22 protein-coding genes and 2 pseudogenes are annotated in these 22,691 nt (G+C 36.1%); 4 read left to right on the top strand and 20 right to left on the bottom strand.

The annotated features are described in order from the left end of the window. Positions 1–240 precede the first annotated feature (240 nt). From IEW82_RS17360 to IEW82_RS17375, 4 genes are all read right to left on the bottom strand, one after another. Positions 241–3,273 (bottom strand): type III restriction-modification system endonuclease, encoded by a 3,033-nt coding sequence (locus IEW82_RS17360; protein WP_188697703.1) that lies wholly within the window; start codon positions 3,271–3,273, stop codon positions 241–243. Positions 3,274–3,284: 11 nt separating this feature from the next. Next, complete coding sequence (locus IEW82_RS17365) at positions 3,285–5,216, bottom strand: site-specific DNA-methyltransferase (RefSeq protein WP_188697706.1); 1,932 nt, start codon at positions 5,214–5,216, stop codon at positions 3,285–3,287. A gap of 74 nt (positions 5,217–5,290) precedes the next feature. Continuing rightward, entirely contained in the window at positions 5,291–5,905 is a 615-nt protein-coding gene (locus tag IEW82_RS17370) for a recombinase family protein (protein ID WP_188697711.1), read from the bottom strand. Positions 5,906–6,075: 170 nt separating this feature from the next. After that, complete coding sequence (locus IEW82_RS17375) at positions 6,076–6,342, bottom strand: helix-turn-helix domain-containing protein (RefSeq protein WP_188697714.1); 267 nt, start codon at positions 6,340–6,342, stop codon at positions 6,076–6,078. Positions 6,343–6,624: 282 nt separating this feature from the next. Between IEW82_RS17375 and IEW82_RS17380 the strand changes: the two genes are divergently transcribed. After that, complete coding sequence (locus tag IEW82_RS17380) at positions 6,625–7,401, top strand: DDE-type integrase/transposase/recombinase (RefSeq protein ID WP_188697717.1); 777 nt, start codon at positions 6,625–6,627, stop codon at positions 7,399–7,401. A 69-nt stretch (positions 7,402–7,470) separates the two neighbouring features. Here the strand turns inward: IEW82_RS17380 and IEW82_RS17385 are convergent, their stop codons facing one another. The 3 genes from IEW82_RS17385 to IEW82_RS17395 are packed head-to-tail and all read right to left on the bottom strand — an operon-like array spanning position 7,471 to position 10,713. Continuing rightward, the gene (locus tag IEW82_RS17385; protein ID WP_188697722.1) at positions 7,471–8,511 is read right to left on the bottom strand and encodes a tyrosine-type recombinase/integrase; all 1,041 of its coding nucleotides are present in this window, start codon (positions 8,509–8,511) and stop codon (positions 7,471–7,473) included. Further along, positions 8,504–9,472 (bottom strand): tyrosine-type recombinase/integrase, encoded by a 969-nt coding sequence (locus IEW82_RS17390; RefSeq protein WP_188697725.1) that lies wholly within the window; start codon positions 9,470–9,472, stop codon positions 8,504–8,506. The genes IEW82_RS17385 and IEW82_RS17390 overlap by 8 nt, the downstream gene beginning before the upstream one ends. Beyond that, positions 9,469–10,713 (bottom strand): site-specific integrase, encoded by a 1,245-nt coding sequence (locus tag IEW82_RS17395; RefSeq protein ID WP_188697727.1) that lies wholly within the window; start codon positions 10,711–10,713, stop codon positions 9,469–9,471. The genes IEW82_RS17390 and IEW82_RS17395 overlap by 4 nt, the downstream gene beginning before the upstream one ends. A gap of 402 nt (positions 10,714–11,115) precedes the next feature. On the opposite strand from IEW82_RS17395, the gene IEW82_RS17400 reads away from it, so the two are divergent. The 3 genes and pseudogenes from IEW82_RS17400 to istB all read left to right on the top strand — a co-directional run bounded on the left by IEW82_RS17400 (position 11,116) and on the right by istB (position 13,942). Continuing rightward, positions 11,116–11,592, top strand: a complete 477-nt coding sequence (locus IEW82_RS17400) for a Mu transposase domain-containing protein (RefSeq protein WP_373285737.1) — start codon at positions 11,116–11,118, stop codon at positions 11,590–11,592. 133 nt (positions 11,593–11,725) lie between these two features. Continuing rightward, positions 11,726–13,230, top strand: a pseudogene (istA, locus tag IEW82_RS20460) (IS21 family transposase). Then, the gene (gene istB, locus IEW82_RS17410; RefSeq protein ID WP_444544437.1) at positions 13,193–13,942 is read left to right on the top strand and encodes an IS21-like element helper ATPase IstB; all 750 of its coding nucleotides are present in this window, start codon (positions 13,193–13,195) and stop codon (positions 13,940–13,942) included. The pseudogene istA and the gene istB overlap by 38 nt, the downstream one beginning before the upstream one ends. 171 nt (positions 13,943–14,113) lie before the next feature. On the opposite strand, the gene IEW82_RS20465 is transcribed toward istB, so the two are convergent. From IEW82_RS20465 to IEW82_RS17465, 13 genes and pseudogenes are all read right to left on the bottom strand, one after another. Beyond that, positions 14,114–14,272 (bottom strand): site-specific integrase, encoded by a 159-nt coding sequence (locus tag IEW82_RS20465; protein WP_229672749.1) that lies wholly within the window; start codon positions 14,270–14,272, stop codon positions 14,114–14,116. A 16-nt stretch (positions 14,273–14,288) separates the two neighbouring features. Next, positions 14,289–14,573: a transposase gene (locus IEW82_RS17420; RefSeq protein ID WP_188697733.1), complete on the bottom strand. Its 285-nt coding sequence runs from the start codon at positions 14,571–14,573 to the stop codon at positions 14,289–14,291. A gap of 223 nt (positions 14,574–14,796) precedes the next feature. Next, positions 14,797–15,159: a YjcN family protein gene (locus IEW82_RS20570; protein ID WP_505891276.1), complete on the bottom strand. Its 363-nt coding sequence runs from the start codon at positions 15,157–15,159 to the stop codon at positions 14,797–14,799. 399 nt (positions 15,160–15,558) lie between these two features. Next, complete coding sequence (locus IEW82_RS17425; RefSeq protein WP_373285738.1) at positions 15,559–15,738, bottom strand: hypothetical protein; 180 nt, start codon at positions 15,736–15,738, stop codon at positions 15,559–15,561. 6 nt (positions 15,739–15,744) lie between these two features. After that, positions 15,745–16,377 carry a DDE-type integrase/transposase/recombinase gene (locus tag IEW82_RS17430; protein ID WP_373285739.1) on the bottom strand — a complete coding sequence of 211 codons (633 nt, stop codon included), beginning with the start codon at positions 16,375–16,377 and terminating at the stop codon, positions 15,745–15,747. Positions 16,378–16,386: 9 nt separating this feature from the next. Continuing rightward, a pseudogene (locus tag IEW82_RS20470) lies at positions 16,387–16,485 on the bottom strand (helix-turn-helix domain-containing protein); the annotation flags it as partial. A 74-nt stretch (positions 16,486–16,559) separates the two neighbouring features. Then, the gene (locus IEW82_RS17435) at positions 16,560–16,847 is read right to left on the bottom strand and encodes a transposase (protein WP_188697740.1); all 288 of its coding nucleotides are present in this window, start codon (positions 16,845–16,847) and stop codon (positions 16,560–16,562) included. Between the two features lie 293 nt (positions 16,848–17,140). After that, a complete protein-coding gene (locus tag IEW82_RS17440) occupies positions 17,141–17,971 on the bottom strand; it encodes a DUF2785 domain-containing protein (protein WP_188697743.1) in 831 nt (276 codons plus the stop codon). Between the two features lie 114 nt (positions 17,972–18,085). Further along, positions 18,086–19,078 carry a virulence RhuM family protein gene (locus tag IEW82_RS17445; protein WP_188697747.1) on the bottom strand — a complete coding sequence of 331 codons (993 nt, stop codon included), beginning with the start codon at positions 19,076–19,078 and terminating at the stop codon, positions 18,086–18,088. Positions 19,079–19,394: 316 nt separating this feature from the next. Continuing rightward, positions 19,395–20,090: a helix-turn-helix domain-containing protein gene (locus tag IEW82_RS17450; RefSeq protein ID WP_188697750.1), complete on the bottom strand. Its 696-nt coding sequence runs from the start codon at positions 20,088–20,090 to the stop codon at positions 19,395–19,397. 567 nt (positions 20,091–20,657) lie between these two features. Further along, complete coding sequence (gene rlmH / locus IEW82_RS17455) at positions 20,658–21,137, bottom strand: 23S rRNA (pseudouridine(1915)-N(3))-methyltransferase RlmH (RefSeq protein WP_188697752.1); 480 nt, start codon at positions 21,135–21,137, stop codon at positions 20,658–20,660. A 68-nt stretch (positions 21,138–21,205) separates the two neighbouring features. After that, a complete protein-coding gene (locus tag IEW82_RS17460) occupies positions 21,206–21,379 on the bottom strand; it encodes a CxxH/CxxC protein (protein ID WP_188697756.1) in 174 nt (57 codons plus the stop codon). Between the two features lie 1,027 nt (positions 21,380–22,406). Beyond that, positions 22,407–22,685, bottom strand: a complete 279-nt coding sequence (locus tag IEW82_RS17465) for a spore germination protein (RefSeq protein WP_188697759.1) — start codon at positions 22,683–22,685, stop codon at positions 22,407–22,409. Positions 22,686–22,691: the final 6 nt, after the last annotated feature.

A 22,691-nucleotide genomic window follows, 5' to 3' on the forward strand; every position in this document is an offset into this window, starting at 1 on the left:
CATACACCCGAAGATCATCCGCCAGGTACAAGAACAACGACTTCAAGCGGCATAAGCCTTGACGGAGTACTGATGGTTTTTGCGAACTTTACTTGACACTAACTGGGTAGTCAGACTTAAATGCGAAATTAGTGCTCTATCTCACATTCACTTAGAAATAGCATAGGGACAGTTATATTCCGCTCCATACGTGAATAAACTGTCCCTATATTCCTTCTTGATGTATTTCGACAGTAATACTTAATTATTTTGAATCAGGTCATTAATAATATCGAGTATCTCTTCATTGTTTGTTTGTCTTCTATAGTGGACATTTATTGATTTACTCTTTAATAACTCTTCAAACTCAGCAGTATCTGCTTTTCCTCTATAACTATCTTTTATTTCCAATTCTTTTACCGTATTAAAGAGTTTATAAGCTGCTTCAATTTTATGTTCTTCTGTTCCTCTTAGTTCTTGCTTTTTCTTTACACCTTTACTCTCTACCACTAGATTTAATGTGGGTTTTCCATCATTATCTTTTACAATGTACATAAAGTCAGGGCTATATGTACTTCCATCAATAAATGGTATTTGTAAAGTGCGTTTCGGTATTTTCCCAAAGACTTCTACACTACTTATATTTTCAATAATGTTACTTTCCTCAATTGAGGAATCAGATAAAATCGTATCATATAAATACGTTTCTATAGGTGTACCCTTTCTTTCATTTACACCTAAATAAGCAGAAGTTTTTACGTACTCTCTTGGATCTCCGTTTTCTTCTGTTAATTCTGTAGGATGCACTGTAGTGTGAGGCAATTTTCTATATGAATAGATTTTTAACATCTCATCATATATTCGTTGTTTAAAGTAAGTAGAGAAACTTCTAACCGTATCCAATGTAAAGAATATGTCTTCGATTTTCTTTAGTTTAGATGCTTTCACAATCCCAGTATGAATTAAGGGAATAGATAAATTTGTATTCTTTGCCATTATCTTTAAAAATTCGCCATAATCTAATGTATCATTAATCGAACTATCAATGGTATCCAGAGTAGTATTAAATATTAGCTCACCCTGTACCATTTCAACAGTCTCTCTTTTTGTTTTACTTACAGATTTATTTATTAAATCTTCTGTGATTACGTCAGAAATAATATTTAAAAGTTTTTCGTCATCAACTTTATCCAAATATAAGTAGTATTTCTTGTTGAGTTGTTCCCATAAATCTTTTAATTTCCAATAATTTTGTTGACGAATGCCTACCTTTTTAACTTTGTCTTTGTTACGATCTGTAATTCTTCCTTTATCTAGCTTGTTAAATAACTCAGGATATTCTACTATAAATTCTTGTAACTTATCTGGCTTTATATCAAGGTTGAAAGAGATGAATCCTTTTACCATAAGTTCAGTTACAAGTTCCTCATTACTTACACCCTTATTTTTAGCAAGTTTCTCAACCTGATCTGTAGTAAGTGACTTTTGTTCAAAGGATGATTCCCCATATATTTCTTGTTCTAACTTCTTAACGAAATCTTTTTCGGTAAAATCTACAATGTAGTTTAGTATAAACGTTTCATTCTCTATTCGATTTCCAGTTTCATCTACTGGGAGACGCAAGCCACGTCCTATTTCTTGTAATTTGCTATTATCACTTCCGCTTGATCTTAATTTAGCAATAGTGAAAATATTAGGGTTATCCCAGCCTTCTTTTAAAGTCCATTTTGAAAAGATAAATCTCCTTGTGTTTGCTTCACCTTCTAAGCTCAGTAGTTTTTCCTTATCAAATAGGATTACATTTACTTCTTTTTCTATTTCTTCTTCAGTAGATATATTATCCTGTGAAAAATACCCAGCATGGGTTTTACTAATATTCTCTAATGATTCTTCGAGATATTTTCTATACTCTGTCTCAGAATCCCTACAAATCTCAATCTCTTGCTTTAGTTTTTCACGAAGCTCTTCCTCAAATATCTTTTTTAAATATGGTTCCTTTAAGCCATTATCCCGATATGAATTAATATCATCAATAAAGAATAGTGCTAAAGTCTTTATTCTAAATTTACGTTTAAAATTTTCTCTCTCAGTTTCGAAATGTCTTTTTAATGCCAATCTTATTGATTCTCTTACATAAGATGTAGCAAAAACATCTGCAAAGAATGTATCTCCAGTAAACTTTTCCTCACCATTACTTAAAACTATTTTTGTAGCTAATATACCATCAACTGTAATTCCTTGAAATTTTGGTGATAGTAGACTAAGAGAGTCATTCTTTTTAAGCTCCTTTGTCATCTTTACTATCTGATTTTTATCATTTAATACTGTCTTTTGAAACTTTACATACTCACCTTTCTTTATTGTAAGTATTTTAAATATCTCTTCTTTACCATCAGGTCCTTCAACATGTTCCTTTGCAACACCTTTAATTAGGTTCTGCTCAAACGCCTTATGAATATTCAAATCATAAATTAAGTTTTGATAATCTTTTACTTCTACCTTACTTTTGCCTCTTCCTATGGTTTTATCAGGAAAAGTCGCCCCAAAACGTATAATCATTTGTGGTTTTATTTGTTCTTCAATAAATTTAAAAGTTGCATTATCTCGACTAAAGCGATGCGGTTCATCGATAATCATTATAGGTCTTGTTGCTGAAATAGCATCGACTGGTCTGAAAAATCCCTCTATATGTGAATCATAATCCTCTCTAACCAAAACACCAGTTTTAGTTTCTTTTAGATGGTGCATGTTCACCAATAATACCTCTATAGTGTTTTTTTGAATTATTGATGAAGTTACGAAATCTCGAATACTGCTAGGGATGTATTTTTTAGAACCTTTTTTAGTTCTTACACTCTCTACAGTACGAAGTTTAATTTCTGTATTATAACCACATACATTTTTAAAGTGTTTAATATTATTTTGATTTTGGATAAAATTTGCTGTTCCCGCTTTAATCGGCAATGAAGGAACAGCAATGATGAACTTTTTAAAACCATACAATCTATTTAATTCATAAATTGCTTTTGTATATACATAAGTTTTTCCAGTACCTGTTTCCATCTTTATATCAATATTTAGATAATCATTTACCGAACTTATCCCCTTTAAATTTAATGGTAAATCGTCTTGAAGATGTTTAATGTTATGATACAAATATGAATTTTTAACATCAATTATTGGATTCTCTATAGATTTCATAGGTTTTTGTATACCAACGTTCGAAAAAACTGAACAAAGTCTCTCAATAGGTATTTGTTGATGTGGTAAATTTCTTTTTAAAATTAACTCCAACTTTGTTCACCTCAATATCGTTTTATTAAAGAAACTTCTATATTTTTTTCTTCATTTCTTAGTTGTTTTAAGTTTAGTTCTAGTTGTGTCAGAATATTGAATTCCATGAAATTATATCCATATATTATTATATTTGTTGGATTAAATTCTTTATTTTCTACAATTTCTGAAAGGAGTGCATCAATGTGTTCTTGCGATAACCCTTCGTCAAGCAAATACAAATAGTTATTAGCATAGTAACCAATATATCCATTAAAAACTATTTCTTTATAAGAAGGTGTTAACCCATGCCCATCATTATTTAACCATGTCGTAAGTATTGTTTTCTTGTCAAATTCAACATTGAAATCTGCGGCAATTAAGTTGGGATCAAATTCCTTAATTTTGTCAATTTGATTCTCGTCTAATTGTTTAACTGTGAAATGTTTAAACCCATAATCAATTTCTGTTTCATACTTCTCTTTTATCATTTTAGCTGCACGAATTATTCGTTCACGTCCAATTTCATCTATTGTTTTATAACCTTTCTTTTTTGCTTCAGATTTTTCTTTAACCTTCTCATCTAGTTGTGCCATAATATACCTACGATTATGTCCATCTTCCGCATTTTTTTCCAAAACAGCATGAGCCGTAGTTCCCGAACCTGAGAAGAAGTCTAGTATTAATGAATCGTTGTCTGTTTTTGTTATGTCAATTATATACTTAATAAGTTCAACAGGCTTTGAAAAATCAAATGGAATATCCATTTTCTTCAGTAGATCTGCACCTTTTCTATTTATGAAGTCAGTCCAGAGTTCTCTAGGTAAAGTCCCACTTTCTTCTCTATCCTTTAAATAACTTTTCGTATAGATATTATACTTAGCTTGATTCCCATTCTCATCAAGCAGAGGCGATCTATTCGACTTTTTAAAGACTAACAAATCTTTGTTTTTAAGATATGTATCCTTTGTCCATCTCCATCTCCCGTCTCCCTCTCTCATAACTTCATCAAGAATTGAACAAGGTGGTATTACTTTGCTACCATCAGGGCATTCTATAAAATATTTTTGATTAGGACGAAGATCATTTAAAGATGCCTGGTATAAAGCGACATCATCTCTATATCTTTCTCCCTTTCTCGGTCCTGATTTTTCAATTTTTTTGTATAGCTTTTCATTAACGATGTCTGTAAATCCACTAACTTTATCAATGTTCTTAGCAAAACAGATAACGTAATCAACTGTTGGTGCAAAGTATGTACCATTATTACTTGCGGTCTTAGTTACCCTTGAAACAATTCCAACTCTATTATTTTCACCAAAAATATCATCTGCTAACTTCAATAAATTATCTAATTCTTCTTTTCCTATGCTAATGAAGATTAGACCGTCATCTTTTAGTAGTTCTCTACCCAAAAATAACCTTGGGTACATAAAGGTCATCCATGCACTATGAGAAGATGAATTAGATGAAGTCATGTTTAATATACGTTCAGCTTCTGCTTCTTCTATGCCTAAAACGTTTATTAATTGCTCTTTTGTAAAACTAAAACTATCCGAGTAAACAAAATCATCACTGTCAGTATTATAATTAGGATCAACATAGATTAAGTTTACTTGGTCTGAATAAGACTTTCTTAAATGCTTTAAAACATCTAAATTATCACCTGTAATGTAAATATTACTGGAATTCTTATTTTCTTCCTTACTATTGTGCTCCTCATTTGGAATCAATACCGTTTCAGTATCGATGGAATCAGCTATGTATTTGGCATAATTTTTCCCTAAGAAATTCAACTCATAACCTTCTGAAGAAAAATCAATATTTTGTTTAATTTCATTTTTAAATTTTTCAATATCAAATGTTTCTCCAACAAAACAATTTGGAAAATGCTGTTTTAGCACGTTCATTTTCTTGTCATTCAACTTTCCATATTCGTTTTTTTCTAGTGTTTCTTTAATCATAAATACGTCCCTCACTTAATTATGTATTTATACAATATTTATAAGTATCCATTTTAAATATTACAGAGTTTATACTAGATAGATTCTACTTCAATTTCTCTCTTTATAGAATAAATGGTGTTTCTCGATAATCCTGTTTTTCGATGAATATCCATTATACTAATATTTTCATTTAAGCATCTTACGACTTCATTATAAATAACCTTATCTTTCCCAGTTGCTTCTTTATGGTACCTTTTTTTACCTCCTTGGAACTTACCCTGCTTTTTTGCAATTTCAATTCCCTCTCTCTGAGCAGTCCTTATACGCTCTCTTTCTTCGTCTACCATCCAAGATAAAAGGGTAAGTACAAGATCAGATACTAATTGTCCAACTCCCTCAAGTTCCCTATATTTCCTTGTATCCAAGATTGGCATATTTAACACAACAATGTCAATTTCTTCTTCAATAAGTGCTTTCCACTCATCTCTTATTTCCTGCTTGTTTCGTCCAAATCTACTTAAATCATGTACAACTAACACATCGCCAAACCGCATTTTTGAACGCATTTCCTTATAAATCGGTCGTTCAAAATTTTTACCTGATTGTTTCTCTTGATATATCCGATCACAACCATACTCTTCTAGTTCCTTTAACTGTCTCGAAAGGTTTTGACTTTTTGAACTAACTCTTGCATAGCCAAAAATCAAAATTCTCACCCCTATGTATTGAACAAGTCTGTTTGAACATTCTAATATCCCTATTATACTATATTTCTATCTGTTTGGACAGGGTGTACTTCAAACGAACATTATCCAAAGTCCTTACTCATTTTAAAAAGCTATTACAAATACATTGCTTTGCAATAGCTTTATCCATTTTATCTATTTTTTTGTTCATACCCTTTAATCATTTCTACCAAGTAGTGTTCAACATCACTAGATTTCCAGTTTAAACCACTTTTAAGAATCCGAACCCGCATATGTATAGGGACTATTCTTGACCCTCTTTCAGCTCGAAAGATAAATGCTGGACTGCAACCTACACGTGATGCCAATGAATCAAGCGTCATTACTTCCTTCTTACGATATTCTTTTATCACACTACCAAAGTCATCAATAGCTTTCCTTATTCTTTTTTGATCCATTTCAACCTCACACCATTTTTCAATGTGCTTCCTCCTATACAAATCGGCTTTTACCGTTCCTATTGTTTTATAACTCTCTATTTATGGTAGACGTAGGATTTTAAAATATAGCCTATATCTGATTACGGCCACTGAAATGTACCACCTCTGCCATTGTTTTTACCACCGAATGACAAAGAATGTACCAGCAATTGACAAGCTATTTACCATTATACCTTCTGTATAATTAGTGAGCATACCTACACATGGGTGTGACATTTTTTATGTAGGAGGTATTTTTGTATGATTCATTATCGAAGGATTTTGGAATTACACGATGAGGGAATTAGTCTTAGAGGCATTGCCGCAAGTACAGGAAACTCTCGTCCAAAAGTAACAGAGGTCATCGCTTTAGCCGAAAAAAAGGGATTGGTTTGTCCGTTAGAAGAAGAAATGACGGATAAATGGATTGAGGAATTTCTATTTCCCGAGAAGACACTGGAAGCTTCCGGGCGACAACCATTGAACTTTGATTATATTCATGAAGAGTTGGCCAAGCCCAATGTGACACTATCGCTTCTCCATCATGAATATGAAGTTGAATGCCGAACAAATAAGAAAATCCCGTACTCGTATCGCAGCTTTTCACGTCATTACAGTAAGTATGCGGAAAAGTACAAAGCTACTCTGCGTATTCGTAGGAAACCTGGAGAAGTTGTGGAGGTAGATTGGGCAGGTTCCACTGCCTTCATTATTGATAGAGATACTGGGGAAAAGATAAAGGCGTATGTTTTCATCGCGACACTGCCGTGCAGTCAATTATCGTATGCAGAAGCAACCTTATCAATGAATTTACATTCGTGGATTACTGCCCATAACCATGCTTATGAGTATTTTGGTGGCACTACACAAATTATTGTGCCAGACAATCTTAAAACAAGCGTGACTAAGCATACTACACGTGAGTTAATCTTAAATCCTACGTACAGAGAAATGGCAGATTACTATAACACCGTTGTGATGCCTGCACGGGTTCGTAGTCCGAAAGATTATCCCGAAGTTTTTATTATCCCAAATTAGGGCTGCTATTGCTGACAATAACAGCCCTCTATTTAATCACCTTCGGGATAACCATAAATAATGGTCATGCTATTTTAACCCACAAAGTTTTAGAATCATATCCTCATTGTCTTCCCAAACAGGGATCTCGGTGGTAGAGTTCCCATCCAGTTTGGCTGCCTTTTCAAGGGCATTCCTTATCATGGTAGTGTCGGCTGAGGCATAGATGCTCGTTGTTGTAGAATTTTCATGTCCAAGGAAATCCTTTATATAAGAAAGTGGGATACCTGATTGGTACAAATGCATGGCCCGGCTATGCCTAAATAAATGCGCGTGTACTCTTTTGGGAACTTCTGAACAGGAAATTCTTGCTCGCTCTGCATATTTTTTAATGAATGCGGAGACATTATCGGGTGACATTGCTCCCCTTTTCCCTTTAAATACAGTATAAAACAGATAGTCATCAGCGCTTTCTAAATATGTTGGATGAAATACTTTAAGATATTCTTTTAAATGAAGAACGGTTTTCTCCATTAATGGAACCGCTCTAACTTTATTTCCTTTGCCAGTAAGATAGATGCATGGTATATCTAGATCGAGAGAAATATCCCGTAGCTTTAGATCAAGGATTTCCTGTATGCGTCCTCCGGTATCATACATGACTATCATAAAGAAACGATTCCGCAAGTCGAATTTGTTTTTTACATTTGGCTGTGTCAGAATTGATTTCAATGCATTCTGCGACATATACGATACTCCCTTTTTAGTATCGCGAAGAGCTGTTATGTCCTGAACATCCATGTATATTGCGGCAAGCGACGGTTCTTCAATTGCGCAATAATGCAAAAATGATTTTAATGCAGCTAGTCGTTGGTTTCTTGTAGAAATGCTACAGTTTCTCGATGATTGAAGCCATTCTAGGAATTTGTACACCAAATCATGATTAATCATCTCAAAGGTAATATCCGTGAAAGGAATCTTCTTTCGCTCCCATAGAAAAAGCCGTAAAAGGTTTATCGTATCACGATAGGCTTTGATTGTATTAGTGCTGTAACACTTATTTCTGGGTAGATACACTGTCAGGAAACTACGAACATATTTAAAAAAAGCACCTTCTATCGACTTATTCATAATCCACCTCCGGAAGGAGGTTTTCAGACACCCTGCTGGACTTTTCGCGGAACACTGGGAAGAACTCCGGAACCAGATGCAGGTAATAATCTGTATCTGCCTGATTTTCATGACCGAGATACATGCTTAGATATGGAAGATATGCATTGATCTCCTTCTCTTCTTTCACCCACAGGTTCAGCCGATTAACGGCGAAAGTATGGCGGAAATCATGAACTCTTGGAGGATTTCCTGTATATGTGTTTGCGACGGCGAGGTTATCCCAAAATAAATGGAACCAGTAGTTTACCAGGCTACGATCATAAAAGTTACCTTTCTGATTTGGGAAAAATGCGATTCTATTAGGATAGTGGAATTGGATTCTTTCATCGTACACCTTACATAGATGTAATATATCGTCAGATAAATATATGATTCTATCCTTATGGCCTTTTGATTCCCGGATAAATACCGATCCGGATTTAAAATCCACATCTGACACTTGAAGCATTCGCGCTTCAGAAGACCGAAGTCCGCAACAATAAAGGAGCCTAAAAAATACAGGTATGACCAGATGGCGACCTGGACTAAAAGGGCTGGCCTGGCAGGCATCTACTGCCTTAAAGAATTCAGACAGCTCCTGACTTGTAAATATGTGTGGCACATAACGTATCTGTTTTTTCGGTATATTGGAAGGTAAGACATACGCATCAACCCCGATGCTGTTCATATATTTTGCCAGCTGTCTTATAGGTGTAACTCTACGCAAAAGCCCGTTTGGGTGTTCATTTTCCCTTAATGTTGCCCAACCCATGACAATATCAGAAGTTAATGTATGTTCACTAGGGATTTTTTTTATGCAATATTCATCAAACATGCGTAAGATCCTTCCTGAACTGACATAAGGATATCCAAGGGACTGTTTCTGTTCAACCAGACCTTCTATATAGATCTTGAAGTTACTATTATAAGGATACTTCATAACAGCTCCTCCTTTGTAACTTCAATTCCTTGGAAGGTGAGAGCACATGCCTTTAAATGTTTTTCATCTGTTGAAAGATATACCTTGCTGGAGGACATAGAGCTATGGCCCAATGTATTAGATATCACAGGAAGTGATATTTCCTGTGAAAGCATTCTTGCAGCCACAGAATGGCGAAAGATATGAAATCCTTTCCGTTGATGCCCTGACTGACGAATGTCCGCCTTTTTCATGATGCTACAACTGATGGCATAACAGTTGGAACGGGACATTTTCGTGTATGGAGACTGGCACCTCAGAAAAACATAGGGAAGACTGTTTTGAGGTCTTGCATTTAATATATAATCAGACAATGCATTACCGACATCTGTAAGAATAGGTAACGTTAAGGGCCTACCATTTTTTTGTTGTATAATGGCGATTGTCTTATTCCGCCAGTCTATATTGGATAATTTCAAGTTTATAATATCAATGCTCCTAAGGCCTGTACGCATTGCCAAAAGCACCATGGCATAGTTACGCTTTCCGATACAGGTAGAACGGTCGATTGACTGAAGCAAATGTTTTTCTTCGTCCTGTGTAATAGTTGGTACTACTGCGGTTTTTTTGGAACCACTGCTTGGAACTGCTAACACCAGTTTTTCGTTAGTCATCCCTTCCTTATAGAGCAACTTAAGAAAGGAACGAAGTGCAGAAAGCACTGTTCGCATACTGGTACTTTGATAAGATTTTGCGATATAAGGTATAAATTTTTGAACATCATCGAGCCGTAGATCAGAAATATTTTTATTAAGTTCTCTCTGTACATATTTTAAAAACTGCCTCGCGAGTGTCTCATAGAATCTGCGTGTACCATTACCTTTACCAGAACGGATAAGTGTTTCCGCATATTCTACATGCAATCGTTTCATATCGATTGAAAGGGTGGCATTGGCATTCGAATAGTGGAGTTTCCAGCTGTAACTGCCTGTTTCCACGACTTCAAGAAGAATAAGTACCGAAAGGCGTCTGAGTTTATAACGCCAGTTCTTAATCAGTCCTTTGTAAAGGCTATCCTTTGATTCTCGTACAAAACGATTTGCCAACTCCCTGGAAAAATATGATTGCCCGTTTGATTCAAAAAAGTTAATCAGTTCGTCCCATGCCAATCCATATTGATAGACTGTAGATGCACTATGCTGGATTGGTTTTATTGCTTCCTTAGCCTGGGCAACCAACTCGGTCAACAAAATTTCTTTCATCGTATTTCGCCTCCACAATTGTATTCGGGAATATCCCGATTTAATTATGGAGTGGGCGGAAAAAACGAACAACAAATAATCCCGAATATTTAACCCCCTTTACCGTGACAAATAAGGAATAACAGTTAAATATTCGGGATAATAAAAACTTCGGGATAATCTTTCTTATCCAGAATTCCGGATAAGAAAGATAAGCCAAGTGTTGAAGGCTCCGTTGGAGTTATCTCTACATGGATCATCGCGGCCTTAAGAAATATACAGTGCTTCAGTATTGATGAATTGAACGAAGAAGTTTGGAAGAAGTTAAATTAATTTAATCAACGCCCCTTTACCCGCAAAAAAGGGAGCCGTTTGACAGCTTTTGAGGAAGAGGAGAAATTTGCGCTTTCCCCTCTACCAATTGTGGCTTACAAAATGTCCGAATGGAAAACTGCGAAAGTCCGTCCTGATTACCACATCTCTGTTGAGAGTATGTTTTATTCAGTTCCATACGAATATATCAATCGACAAGTTGAAGTGAAACTTTCTGATGACCTCGTTGAGGTCTATTTTAATCATATGAGAGTGGCCTCTCATAAACGATTATATGGGAAGTTTGGTCAATTATCTACTATTCGTGACCATATGCCTGATAATCATAAGTTATATGTAGACCAACCACCAGAGGCAGCGCTCGAATGGGCCGAAAGTATTGGATCATCAACTTTGAACGTTGTTCAATACTTTCTAGGTACGTCCCAAGCAGAAAAACAGGCATTACAGTCCATTTTTTCGTTAAAAAAGTCTGAACGTCGTTACACCAAATATGAAATTGAACGTGCATGTAAAATGATTATTTCTATGACTACAAGACCTACAGTGTTTATGGCATTCTATTAATGTAGCTTTTGGCACTTAATTTATGTAGATTGCGAGAAAAAATCTATATATAACAAAAACCACTTGCCAACCCCTCCAAATAACTTTAAACTCCTCGTTGGACCAACAACGTTTGACAGGAGGATATTAGGAGATGTTAACAGTGGCACAAATTAATTATATCAGACATGAGGTAAACCAAAAGGGTGAAACATATGCCAGCGTAGGAAGAAGAATGAATATTGATCCACGAACGGTGCACAAATACGCCAACAAAGAGGAATTTAGTAGGAAAGAGAAACAAACAAGGGTCTCTCCCATTATGGACCCTGTAAAGCCAATTATTGATAAGTGGCTTACAGAGGATTTAAGAAAGAAAAGAAAGTATCAGCGAACAGCTAAGAGAATGTTTGAACAATTGAGAGACTTTCATAGTTTTAAAGGAGCGTATCGAACAGTCCGAGCTTATGTAGCCAAAAGAAAAAAAGAGTTAAAAGCTATCAATGAAGGAGCCGCAATTCCACTAGAGTCTATCCCTGGTACAGCACAGGTTGATTTTGGAACTGCTCCATTTAAATATCAATCTAAAGTGATAGACCTCCCATACTTGGTTATGTCTTTTCCGTTTAGTAATAGTTTTTATTTTCAAGTCTTTCCTTCGGAAAATACTGAGTGCTTACTTGAAGGTCTCCAAAGAATGTTTCATCATATGGGAGGTGTTCCACATACCATTAGATTTGATAACCTATCCCCTGCGGTGAAGAAGATTCGTGCAAAAGGAGAACGTGATTTAACAGATACGTTTGAGCGTTTTGTTTTCCATTATGGATTTAAGTATGAATTTTGTAACCCAGGTAAAGGAAATGAAAAGGGACATGTGGAAGCCATGGTCAAATATGTTAGAAACAATTTCTTATTACCCGAGAATACCATACTAATCTTGATCAATTTAATGAGACCTTATGGTCTCTAGCTGTGAGGGACCGAAACAGGTATCATTATGAAAAAGAAGTGCTTCAATCAGAATTATACAAAGAAGATGAGGATAGATGGTTGATTTTACCCGAAAAAGCATTTGATTGTGCTTATTATCAAGAAGTGAAGGCAGATAAGTATGGGTTGATATCCATCGATAAAAAACACTATTCTACATCGCCAAGATTTGCAGGTCAAAGAGTTAGAGTATCTATAACATATAATAATATTGTTATTTCAAATGAAGATAATGAGGTTATCGTCACACATACAAGACTTTATGGCGTTAAACGCAAATCCATGATCTGGCAACCTTATCTTGAATTACTATCACGGCGACCTAGAGCGATTAAGTATTCAAGTATATATGAAGAGTTTCCAGTTATATGGTCAGATTATCTTATGTCTTGTACAGTGGAAGAACAGAAAGCAGCACTGAGTCTGTTAGGAAAACTATTAAAAAATGACGACTTTACACTATTAAATAAAGCCTTAGAAGTAGCCTCAGAATACGGGCATCCAAGCGCAGACCAAATCAAACATTGCTTCTATTCTATACTTAACCAAGAGAATTCCCATAACTCCATCATTCCAAAGGTATCGGTATCTCAGGTACCAAAAGCAACAAGAGGACTAACACATTATGATGCCTTCTTCAAAGTCGGAGGTGCTAATCTTGATTGAACAAATTGAAGCATATGCCAAGCGCCTAAAGTTAAGTTGGATTAGAGAAAACTTTACAGAAGTTAGCGCCGAAAGTAATCAAGAGTATCTCCTAAAATTATTTGAGAAGGAAGTGCAGAATCGGGAAGAAAGAAAAGTAAACCTATTACTTAATCAAGCACAACTCCCCAGAACAGGGAACAATCCTTTTCAGTGGGATCACATACAAATCCCTCAAGGGATTGATAGAGAACAAATTATGGAAGGTGCATTTATTCATAAACAAGAGAACTTGATTTTATATGGTGGCGTTGGGACGGGTAAAACCTATTTGGCAACTTTGATTACCTTAAATGCCATACATAGTTTTGGCATTCGAGTAAAGTTTTTTACTGTGGCATCTTTAGTCAATAAATTAATAGAAGCGAACCGACAAGGGAATCTTAATAAATTGATGAAGCAAATAGAAAAACTCGATCTTCTTATACTAGATGAGCTAGGGTACATACCGTTAAACAAAGAAGGTGCTGAGCTCTTGTTTCAAGTCATTTCAATGTGTTATGAAACTAAAAGTATAGTCATTACGACAAATCTACAGTTTGGTCAGTGGAACCATGTTTTTGGAGATCCAATTCTTACTGAAGCAGTCATAGATCGACTCATACATCATTCACATTTACTCCTCTTTACTGGAGAAAGTTATCGATATAAAGAATCATTATTAAGCGATTAATTCGGAGTGGCAAGTGGCAAACATTTTTAAATGCCATTTCATACATTTTTTACTTGCCAAATACAATCAAACATTTTAAAGGTATAGGTATTATCCAATGCATATCCCAAACTTCTTTTAAAAGTAATGTATTGATTAATTAGATCACCGTTAGTTCCATGGTATTCCATATTATTTCACCCCTTCAAAAAGAGGTGTATTTAATGGCAAGACATCTAACGAAAATTGACGAAGAGTATCCAAATAAATTCTAAAGTAGGTTTTGGTACTTTCGGTATTTGTATGGCCTAACACTTCCGAAATAACAGGAAATGGCGTTTTCTTTTCCAAAAGGATTCCGGCAAGACTATGACGTAATGCATGTGGAATGCATGGCCTTTTTTAAAATTTCATTTTCTTCCTTGAGTTCTTCCAGCGCTATTTCATGTTCCCTTTTAAGCTTTTCCACTTCAGATGGCGTTAAATATTTCTCTGTTTTTTTTTGCCCCTTTTCTCGATAACTTTTCACCCATCTTCCAATAGTCGTTGAAGAAACCTCAAGTTCATAAGCAACATCACGTTGCTTACGTCCTTCTTCTACAACCAGCTTAGCTACATACTCTTTATATTCTTGATCATGCCTTTTTCCCATATTGAACACGTCCTTTGTCTAATGATATTCATTATAACGCAAATCCCGTTTTGACGTGTCCACTTTTTAGACTACATTAAATATTCAGCACATACAGACAGTCATTTAAGCAAAAGTTTATATAATGTTGATGGTAAGACGTATGATTTTTATTGTATTCGATTTTAAACCAAATAGAAGGCGCTTCTTCATTTACGAAGAAGCGCCTTCTTTAAACAAAAATTTAAAAGACTCCAATTGTAACATCATAGTACATACCATACTTATTTTTTTTCATACAAACCCCAGGTATAGATTTATAAGTACCAGTTGAAACGCGTGGATTTTGAATGTCATAACAAATCCTATGTTTTTTGTCTTTTGAGTCTAGTTGATTTGAAATATGTGTTTTGAATGCCTCAATCGGATGGCCGTTTATAAAAATAGTACGACGAACCACCCCATGAGCGGAGAAAGATGTGGCAAAATATATAGCCAAATACAAGATGATAATACCTACTAAACCGATCAAAGGATAAAGAGGAACAGGAATTGGAACTTTTTCACATTTACACCACCTTTTTAAAATTATAGCATGATTATTCAATTAATTGGCTAATTAGCAGAAGTTAAACTCCTTGAGGAAATCTAAAAAAATTACATCATGCATAAAAGTTACTTAAAACCATTTATTGTCCCGATTCCATCTAATTTAGACAAATAGCTCGTGTTTTCGGTAACACATGCCGGGTATAGATATCATAATATTGGGAAATCTCCAGGTGTAGACGATACCCTGTTATTCAGATTGGTTGTTTATTCCATTACATCTTAGAGATACTATCAAGCTACTAAATCAGCCTGTGTCCTGAGGGGCTTGACACGGAGCCTCTGCGGGCGTGATTGGGGGGCATTGGGTCAAAGTTGGTAAACATTTGCCCTTGGCAATGAAGCCTATCAGCGCCCGCCACTCCATGTAAAGCCCGTGCTTTGTAGTTTAATAGAGTTAAGCCACCTCCTGATTGTATTTTCGGCGCTTCTTCCTTGCTGCGTTCTTTCCTTTTCTACGTTTGTCTAACGCTTCTTTTGTTTGACCTGTATAGACTTGTTCAGGTGTCAGATAGTCGAGCGCTTGGTGAGGACGATCCACATTGTAGGTTTCTATAAATTTACCGATACCTTCAATGGCTTCTTATGGGCTTATATAGCCTGCTAAACGGACCTCATCGTCCTTCAATGTGCGATGCCAGCGTTCAATTTTCCCGTTGGTTTCTGGATGTTTATAGGCCGTTCGAATATGATGGATATGAAACTTTTTCAAATAACGTTTAAAGCGTCTTGAACGATATTGTGAGCCGTTATCAGTGACCAGTTTAAGTTCGTGTTGATCAGGCAGCTGAGCTTTTTTCAATGCCTGTTTTAAGGTTAAGATCGTATCATCCACAGTCATCGATCGCCTTAATTCAGAGTGGACGACATATCTGGAATATCCATCAAGATAGGTAAAGAGATAATAGAATCCATAGCCTTCAATCCAAATATAAGTGATATCTGTATGCCACACTTCATTAGGTTGGGTGGGCTTGTGTTTCCACTCTTTTCCTGCTGGTTCTCGCTTCGGCGTCTCTTGAGGAATGATGAGACCACTCTTTTTCAAATAACGATAGGCACTGGATCCTGATACATAAATACCGTCTTTTTCAAGCCCATAGGCTACTGTACGATACCCATGAAGATCAAGCTTTTCACCCATCTCAATGATTTTCTCGACCTCTTCAGGAAGCAGTTGGTCAGGATGCCGATGAGGGATAGGGAGCTTGTCCATAAGTTCCACAAATCCACTTTCTTTGTAGCGTCGTTTCCAATCATAGAAAGTGCTGCGACTTAGGTTCAGTTGTTGGAGTGCCCAAGCAATTGATTTCCTTGGAATCACCTCTAAAAACTGGATAAGGTCGATCTTTTCATCAGCAGGAAGCTTGGTATACGTCCCTTCCTCAAGATAAGGTTTTAAAGATCGTTTTTTTTTAATATATGATTTTCTAAAGAGAGATCCGCTACGAGCTCTTTCAGGCGGTTCATTTCTTTCTTCATCGTTTCCTTTTCTTGATCTTTCGTCTGATCGCCTTTGGATTTAAAGCCTTCTGTTCCATGTTTCATGAACACTTGTTTCCAATCATAGAAAGTCTTAGGTTGAATGCCAACCTCGACACAAAGTTCTTTAACAGATGTTGTATTACTCAGCCCTTTGATGACAATGTCTGCTTTTTGTTCAGGTGTAAATCTTTTCTTAGGCAAAGTAATCTCCCCTTTCTCTTCTTTAATGATAACTATTTTTAAGGGAGTCTACAAACCTGAGAATGACCCAAATTCAGCCGTATATTTGTCCAATAGGTTCTGAAGCGAAACATCTTGATGTTCTTGGCTTTTATATTTTTCTAAAACCTAGTTACTTATGATACGGTTCACCGTAGTGATTTAAGAGGCAAAATCACAAACTAAACGAGCTTGGAACTACAAGCTCGTTGTTTGTTTTCTTCTATTAAAGCCCCCGTTAGCTGAATAAGCAGAATTACTAATTTTTAATGATTTTAGTTGTACATTTGTTTATGCCATTGTTCTAAAATATTTGCTATCTTTTCTCGTAATTTCAAACAATCATTTTTGTACAGCAGTCTGAAATAATATCCTCGTAAAAAGTTTATAACATTGGATTTCTTCCAGAAGAAGTTTAAACTATATCCTTCTTTTTCTAATAGTTCATTTAGTTCATCAGAAATTTTTAATATCCAATTTTCCATTTCACTATCAGTTACGCCTTTCTCTTGAAGGGCTTCTACTGCAAAAATAAGTCTTTCCTCTTCTTCATCAACAAATGGTAATTCTATTGTGCTATCTTTGAATAAACATAGTTTGATTGTTTCAAGACACTCAGAAGATAGCTCAATATTGAAATTTGGATGACTTATGGCTTCTGTTAATAAATCTGCTCCGTGTGCTATACTATGTCCCCATCCTTTGCCAACCACATAGCCTCGAATATCTTCTTCAAGTTTTAAATATTTAATACTACCCTCAATCGATTGTTTCAAAATTTCATCTGACAAAAACCGCTTATCCCTATCTTTCTTTAAGACTAATACAATAACTAAAGCGGAAAAAGAACGAGTAAATACTGAGTCATTTTCTTTTTGACCAATATCCAGAAATAAGTTTCTAAGACAAACTTCAAAGATATGATTCATTTGTTTTATTGTCAAGTAGTCCTCGAAAATAAGTTTTCCAAATGAATTATAAATTAGAGTATCCCTAAGTTCTGAGTCGGTTGAACCAACATTAACCAACATTCTTTCAATAAGAATATCTAAATTACTATGTTGTAAAGTTGTTTCCAAATTTTTTAGTTCTGACTTCAATGTCATACTCTCACCACTCCATAATTTATTAAATTTTCTATTCAACTCTTCTGACCTATAGTTAAAGTAGGTTCCGTCACAATCTCAATACTTTTCTTTACATTTTCCCTGTCCTTTTACCTATTTTAGCTGATTATTTTTTATGAATTCATCAAAGTCGCTATCAACATTTTTTACTAACCGATTTTGATTAAACTTCTCATATTCCTGTACTGCCAATTGCTCTGCAACCTTTGCTGAGATTTTCCCTGCATTTTCGAGGATTTCCCGCCCATTGAATTGAAGGAAAGCATTCAACTTCTCAATCCAATCATTCATGTACATTGGTTGATTACGTTCTGCTTGATCTTCTGCGTAATCAAGATACATCGTGACAATTCGATTAAGCGACTTCATTTCCTTTTCCGTCAAATAGTTTTTGGCAACTTTGACATCTTGTTTTTGTACTTTATCGCCTTTCCAGGATGTTAAGCCCATGTTTTCTTTCATTGCATCCGCTCTCTCAGCAATTAATTCGGATGCAGTATGTCCATGAATGGCAAAATGTAACTTGTTTTGCACCGTTGCAAAGAACTCTTTTGATACTTCCGCTTTCCCATCATAATCAACAGCAGTAGCATAGATGTCCGTAATCTTTTGATAAAATCTTCTCTCCGATGCCCGTATATCACGAATACGTTCAAGTAGTTCATCAAAGTAATCTTGTCCAAAGTTTCGCATATCTTTCAGGCGGTCATCATCCATTGTAAAACCTTTAACAAGGTATTCGTTTAAACGCTCTGTTGCCCATTGACGGAACTGTGTGCCTCGATGAGAACGGACACGATAACCGATTGCAAGAATCATTTCGAGATTATAAAAAGATACCTCACGTTCAACCTCACGTTTACCCTCAGTTTGAACTATTCGGTTTTTCCGAATAGTTGCCGATTCCTGTAGTTCGCCCTCCGCATAGATGTTCTTGATATGTTCGTTTATTGTATTGACACCTTTTTGATACAACTCAGCAATTGCCTTCTGTGTCATCCAAACTGTCCCATTTTCTAACCGAACATCTATTTTTGTATTGCCTTCCTCCGTTTGATAAATCAAGATGTTTGTTTCATTATTCATTAACGTTCCTCCCCTATATTTCTTTTATCTATGTTGTATTTCGTCTGCTTTCATTGCTCTCTTTATTATAGCATGTCATGTAAGGGTAAGTATGGGGAAGGCAAGCATGGAATCAAGAGTCTCCCTATGTTGCTGTAATTGAATATGTAAACAATTAATGTTACATAAATGTTTACATTTCCTGAAACGTTTTTATAATCTATTATGAAATCCAATCCTATTGTGCAAGATCTTCTACAAGCTTATATGATGTTGCATCTGTTTGGGCAAACAAAAAAGGAAACATAACGTTCCCTCTCTTGTAATCTATTTTTATTTACAGTTTAATGTTTTTTATCCCTGAGACCGCAAATCTGTTTATCGCCATACTTGCTGGTTTCCCTTCTACCTTTACCGCATTGGAGACATAGAATGTAATTTCTTGTACCCCTCTTTGAAATTTCATTCTCGTTCCAATAGGAAAATATCCCTCATATTTATATTGGCCAAATTCAACAGAAAACTTTTGTGAATCAGTCATTATGAACCTTGCCTTTCCCTGTTTGTCACGATACTCCTTTATAAACCTATCATCCTTCAACTTTTGTCCATCTAATCCTAAATTAAGTCTTTTCTGCTTTGAAATAGGTTCCAATTCCAAGTTTGCCATTATCCCTTGTGTCACTTCATTATAAATGTCTTCTCTCTCTATGAGGGACAGTATAATAATAGCTTTTTTCTTTGCAATGGCTACCGATAGCATAATATCCTCACTATTATTCTTCATCCTGTTCTCCCCTTGATCCAGTAATAAAAGATCAACTAACGTTGTAACCTGGACAGAGTACACCACAGCCAGAGAATGTATCAATCTCATTGTTGGATTTTTCCTTTTCCCCTGTTCTAATCTGTGTAAATAACTTGGAGTAATTCTCACTTGCTGTTCTACATCACATAGACTCCAACCGTTTTTCATTCGGCATTTCAGGAGAAACTCTCCAAATAAACTTCTATCATTCTGCATATTACACATGTCTTCACCTTCTAATCTTGTTTTTCGTCAAACACCTGATGTATAAACATCTATATATGATAGTTTAAAGACTTGGAAAAAATTCAATTTTATAAGCGATTTTGTCGAAAAACAGCATGATTTAAAAGGGTTCTGTATAAGATAAGATAACTACTATAACGCTACCAAAAGAAAGGAGAATGCAATTGAACAGAGAAGAATTTATTACACTACCACCTGAAAAAAGAGTGGAAGAAGTTAATGATATGCTTAAACGAGGTAATTCCACCTAATTTGGTTAGGATTCTATTAGAAAAGTTCGTAGCAGTTTTTCAGCAGTCAACAAGAGACAGACAAAAGCAATTATTTCAGCTTTTGCTAAAAAGAATATCCATCAAACAATCAAAAGATCGTTCTCGTTATGTTGACAACATTGAACTTGATTTTGACTTTTCAGAGGTCAATGCATCAAAGACCTTTACCCTTATCCACATGTTGTATCGAGAAACGGATAAAGAAGATACTTACACACAACCATTACCCGCTTCCGACAATAAAATGCCACCTTATTTACAACTTTTTTTGCCTCTATTTATGATACGTTTCCCCCCGATTAATCTTAAACGCTCTATAAACCTGCTCAACCAGAATTAAGCGCATGAGCTGGTGGGGGAAGGTCATCTTTGAGAAGGAGAGCTGCATATCGGAGCGCTTCAATATCTCGTCGCTGAGGCCGTTGGAGCCACCGATAATAAAGGCGATTTTGCTGCGGCCGTAGGTGGCGAGCTGGTCGAGTTCTTTAGCGAGCTGCTCGGAAGTAAGCTGCTTCCCGAGAATGGCTAGTGAGATGACATAGGTATCGGGTGAGAGCTTGGCTAATAGCTTTTTACCCTCTTCGTCTTTTATGGCAGTGATGTCGGCGGGACTTAGGTTCTCCGGTGCGGGTTGATCGGGTATTTCGATGATACTTACTTTAGCATAAGGCGTTAGGCGTTTGACATATTCTTCGATGCCCTGTTTGAGATATTTTTCTTTAAGCTTTCCTACGGTTAAAATGGTGATATTCACAAGTTATCCCTCACTGATTAACAAGTTATCAACAGAAGTTATCCACATATCCACATTTATTATCCACATCATGTATCAGAATGGACGTTTGTCACAACATATAGCGCCTGCTCTCCGCAGTATTGACAAGGTGTGGATAACCTTCTGTCCTCTGGGAGCTTCTCAATGATTGGTGCCAGCTCCGTTTCATCGATCACCTCTTCTAACGCTAGTTCCACGTCTTCAAGACAGCTATAAATCATATATGTATGCACCCTCATTTTCATTTCAATTCTTATGTTATTATACCATGGTTTAGCTCCAGCATACTGTTACCATTGTGACTTGGCACAGCTCTAATATGTTCACAATAAGTATTCTAGTGAAACAGTGCCAGTCGATTTTTTCTAAAAACGCTCTTATCTTTTGATAACCTTCTTCTCTCATTTATCCCATTCTAGCTGCAATTTGGAAGCCTATACCCTTTATTAGGTTAAACACTTATTTGTAAAAATGGCCCTTTCCTTTGTTACGTTGTGGGAGTCTTTTGTTCACTTGTCTCTCCCCTCTGTTGTATTCACACCATGATTTGAAAACTCATTCAACACTACCTACCTTCGCGGATCAAGGGGATTAGAGGGCGGTGTGAGATTCAGAACACTTGAACGTAGTGTATTCCTCAACGTCGCTGACTCACCGATACCTAAATAAAAGTTCTGGGAAAGTAGCAGATCGACAAGACTTGCCCAGCACTTAATCCAAAGGGATCAAAGAAGATCGATTAAACCATCAGCTGCTGTAATAGCGTCGACCTACCCGCATCATGTAGACATATGGAAAACGAGCTGCCTGGAGCAGAAACGTGCACTATCCACTCCAATAATCAATATCTTTTCCGTAAGTTGTAATATCTTCTGATTTTGTTTATACTTCATTTTAAGTCCTCCTTGGTTTTATTAAGGGTCCTTTTCGCTGATCAGCTTTGGACACCTCGTATCATACCAGGAGGACTTTTTTGTTCAAACCTCATTTTGCTTCAATACAGGAATGCTTTCTTTTCTTTTTAGAAACTTGGCTTGCACTACTTCGCTGGGACTCCTGATGTGATTTTTGCACATCACACACTTAGGGTGCCCGCAAGCCTCAGGTGGCGAAAGTCAAAGTTACACTTATACTCTCTTCCTTTATGAGCGTCAGCGAAGTTATAAATTCTGATAGTATAAAAAAGACTCGCCCGATAATGGCAAGCCTCACAGAGTAAATATTCAGAGCGCCCTTGCAGGAGCTCTTTTATTTTTGTTCATCCGGATGCTCTTGACGGGGGTTGCCCTGTGGTCCAGTGTAGATATTGTCGCTGTTAGCAATTTCGGTTTGGTCGTTGACATCTGGATCGAAGCTGGTGTTTTTCATAAGTGCTGAAGCGGGCGCATGGTCGCCAGCTGTGCTGTTATTACCCTCTAGCTTCGTTGTTGACGCATGGCTGTTATGGTAACCCGGACCGATGATGATGGAGGCGTTGTTATTCATTGTGCTGATTCGCAGCTGATAAATATTCACATTAAATGTCATCGATTC

Origin of the sequence: Pullulanibacillus camelliae (assembly GCF_014642655.1) — a bacterium.
Taxonomy (GTDB): domain Bacteria; phylum Bacillota; class Bacilli; order Bacillales; family Sporolactobacillaceae; genus Pullulanibacillus; species Pullulanibacillus camelliae.

Coding starts and splice junctions, on each gene's coding strand:
- IEW82_RS17380 (WP_188697717.1), top strand. CDS start 6,625: ATGATTCATTATCGAAGGATTTTGGAATTACACGATGAGGGAATTAGT.
- IEW82_RS17440 (WP_188697743.1), bottom strand. CDS start 17,971: ATGACATTGAAGTCAGAACTAAAAAATTTGGAAACAACTTTACAACAT.
- IEW82_RS17430 (WP_373285739.1), bottom strand. CDS start 16,377: ATGGACAAGCTCCCTATCCCTCATCGGCATCCTGACCAACTGCTTCCT.
- IEW82_RS17385 (WP_188697722.1), bottom strand. CDS start 8,511: ATGAATAAGTCGATAGAAGGTGCTTTTTTTAAATATGTTCGTAGTTTC.
- IEW82_RS17460 (WP_188697756.1), bottom strand. CDS start 21,379: ATGATTTATAGCTGTCTTGAAGACGTGGAACTAGCGTTAGAAGAGGTG.
- IEW82_RS17375 (WP_188697714.1), bottom strand. CDS start 6,342: ATGGATCAAAAAAGAATAAGGAAAGCTATTGATGACTTTGGTAGTGTG.
- istB (WP_444544437.1), top strand. CDS start 13,193: ATGCCTTCTTCAAAGTCGGAGGTGCTAATCTTGATTGAACAAATTGAA.
- IEW82_RS17395 (WP_188697727.1), bottom strand. CDS start 10,713: ATGAAAGAAATTTTGTTGACCGAGTTGGTTGCCCAGGCTAAGGAAGCA.
- IEW82_RS17420 (WP_188697733.1), bottom strand. CDS start 14,573: ATGGGAAAAAGGCATGATCAAGAATATAAAGAGTATGTAGCTAAGCTG.
- IEW82_RS17450 (WP_188697750.1), bottom strand. CDS start 20,090: ATGTGTAATATGCAGAATGATAGAAGTTTATTTGGAGAGTTTCTCCTG.
- IEW82_RS17445 (WP_188697747.1), bottom strand. CDS start 19,078: ATGAATAATGAAACAAACATCTTGATTTATCAAACGGAGGAAGGCAAT.
- IEW82_RS17390 (WP_188697725.1), bottom strand. CDS start 9,472: ATGAAGTATCCTTATAATAGTAACTTCAAGATCTATATAGAAGGTCTG.
- IEW82_RS17465 (WP_188697759.1), bottom strand. CDS start 22,685: ATGACATTTAATGTGAATATTTATCAGCTGCGAATCAGCACAATGAAT.
- IEW82_RS17365 (WP_188697706.1), bottom strand. CDS start 5,216: ATGATTAAAGAAACACTAGAAAAAAACGAATATGGAAAGTTGAATGAC.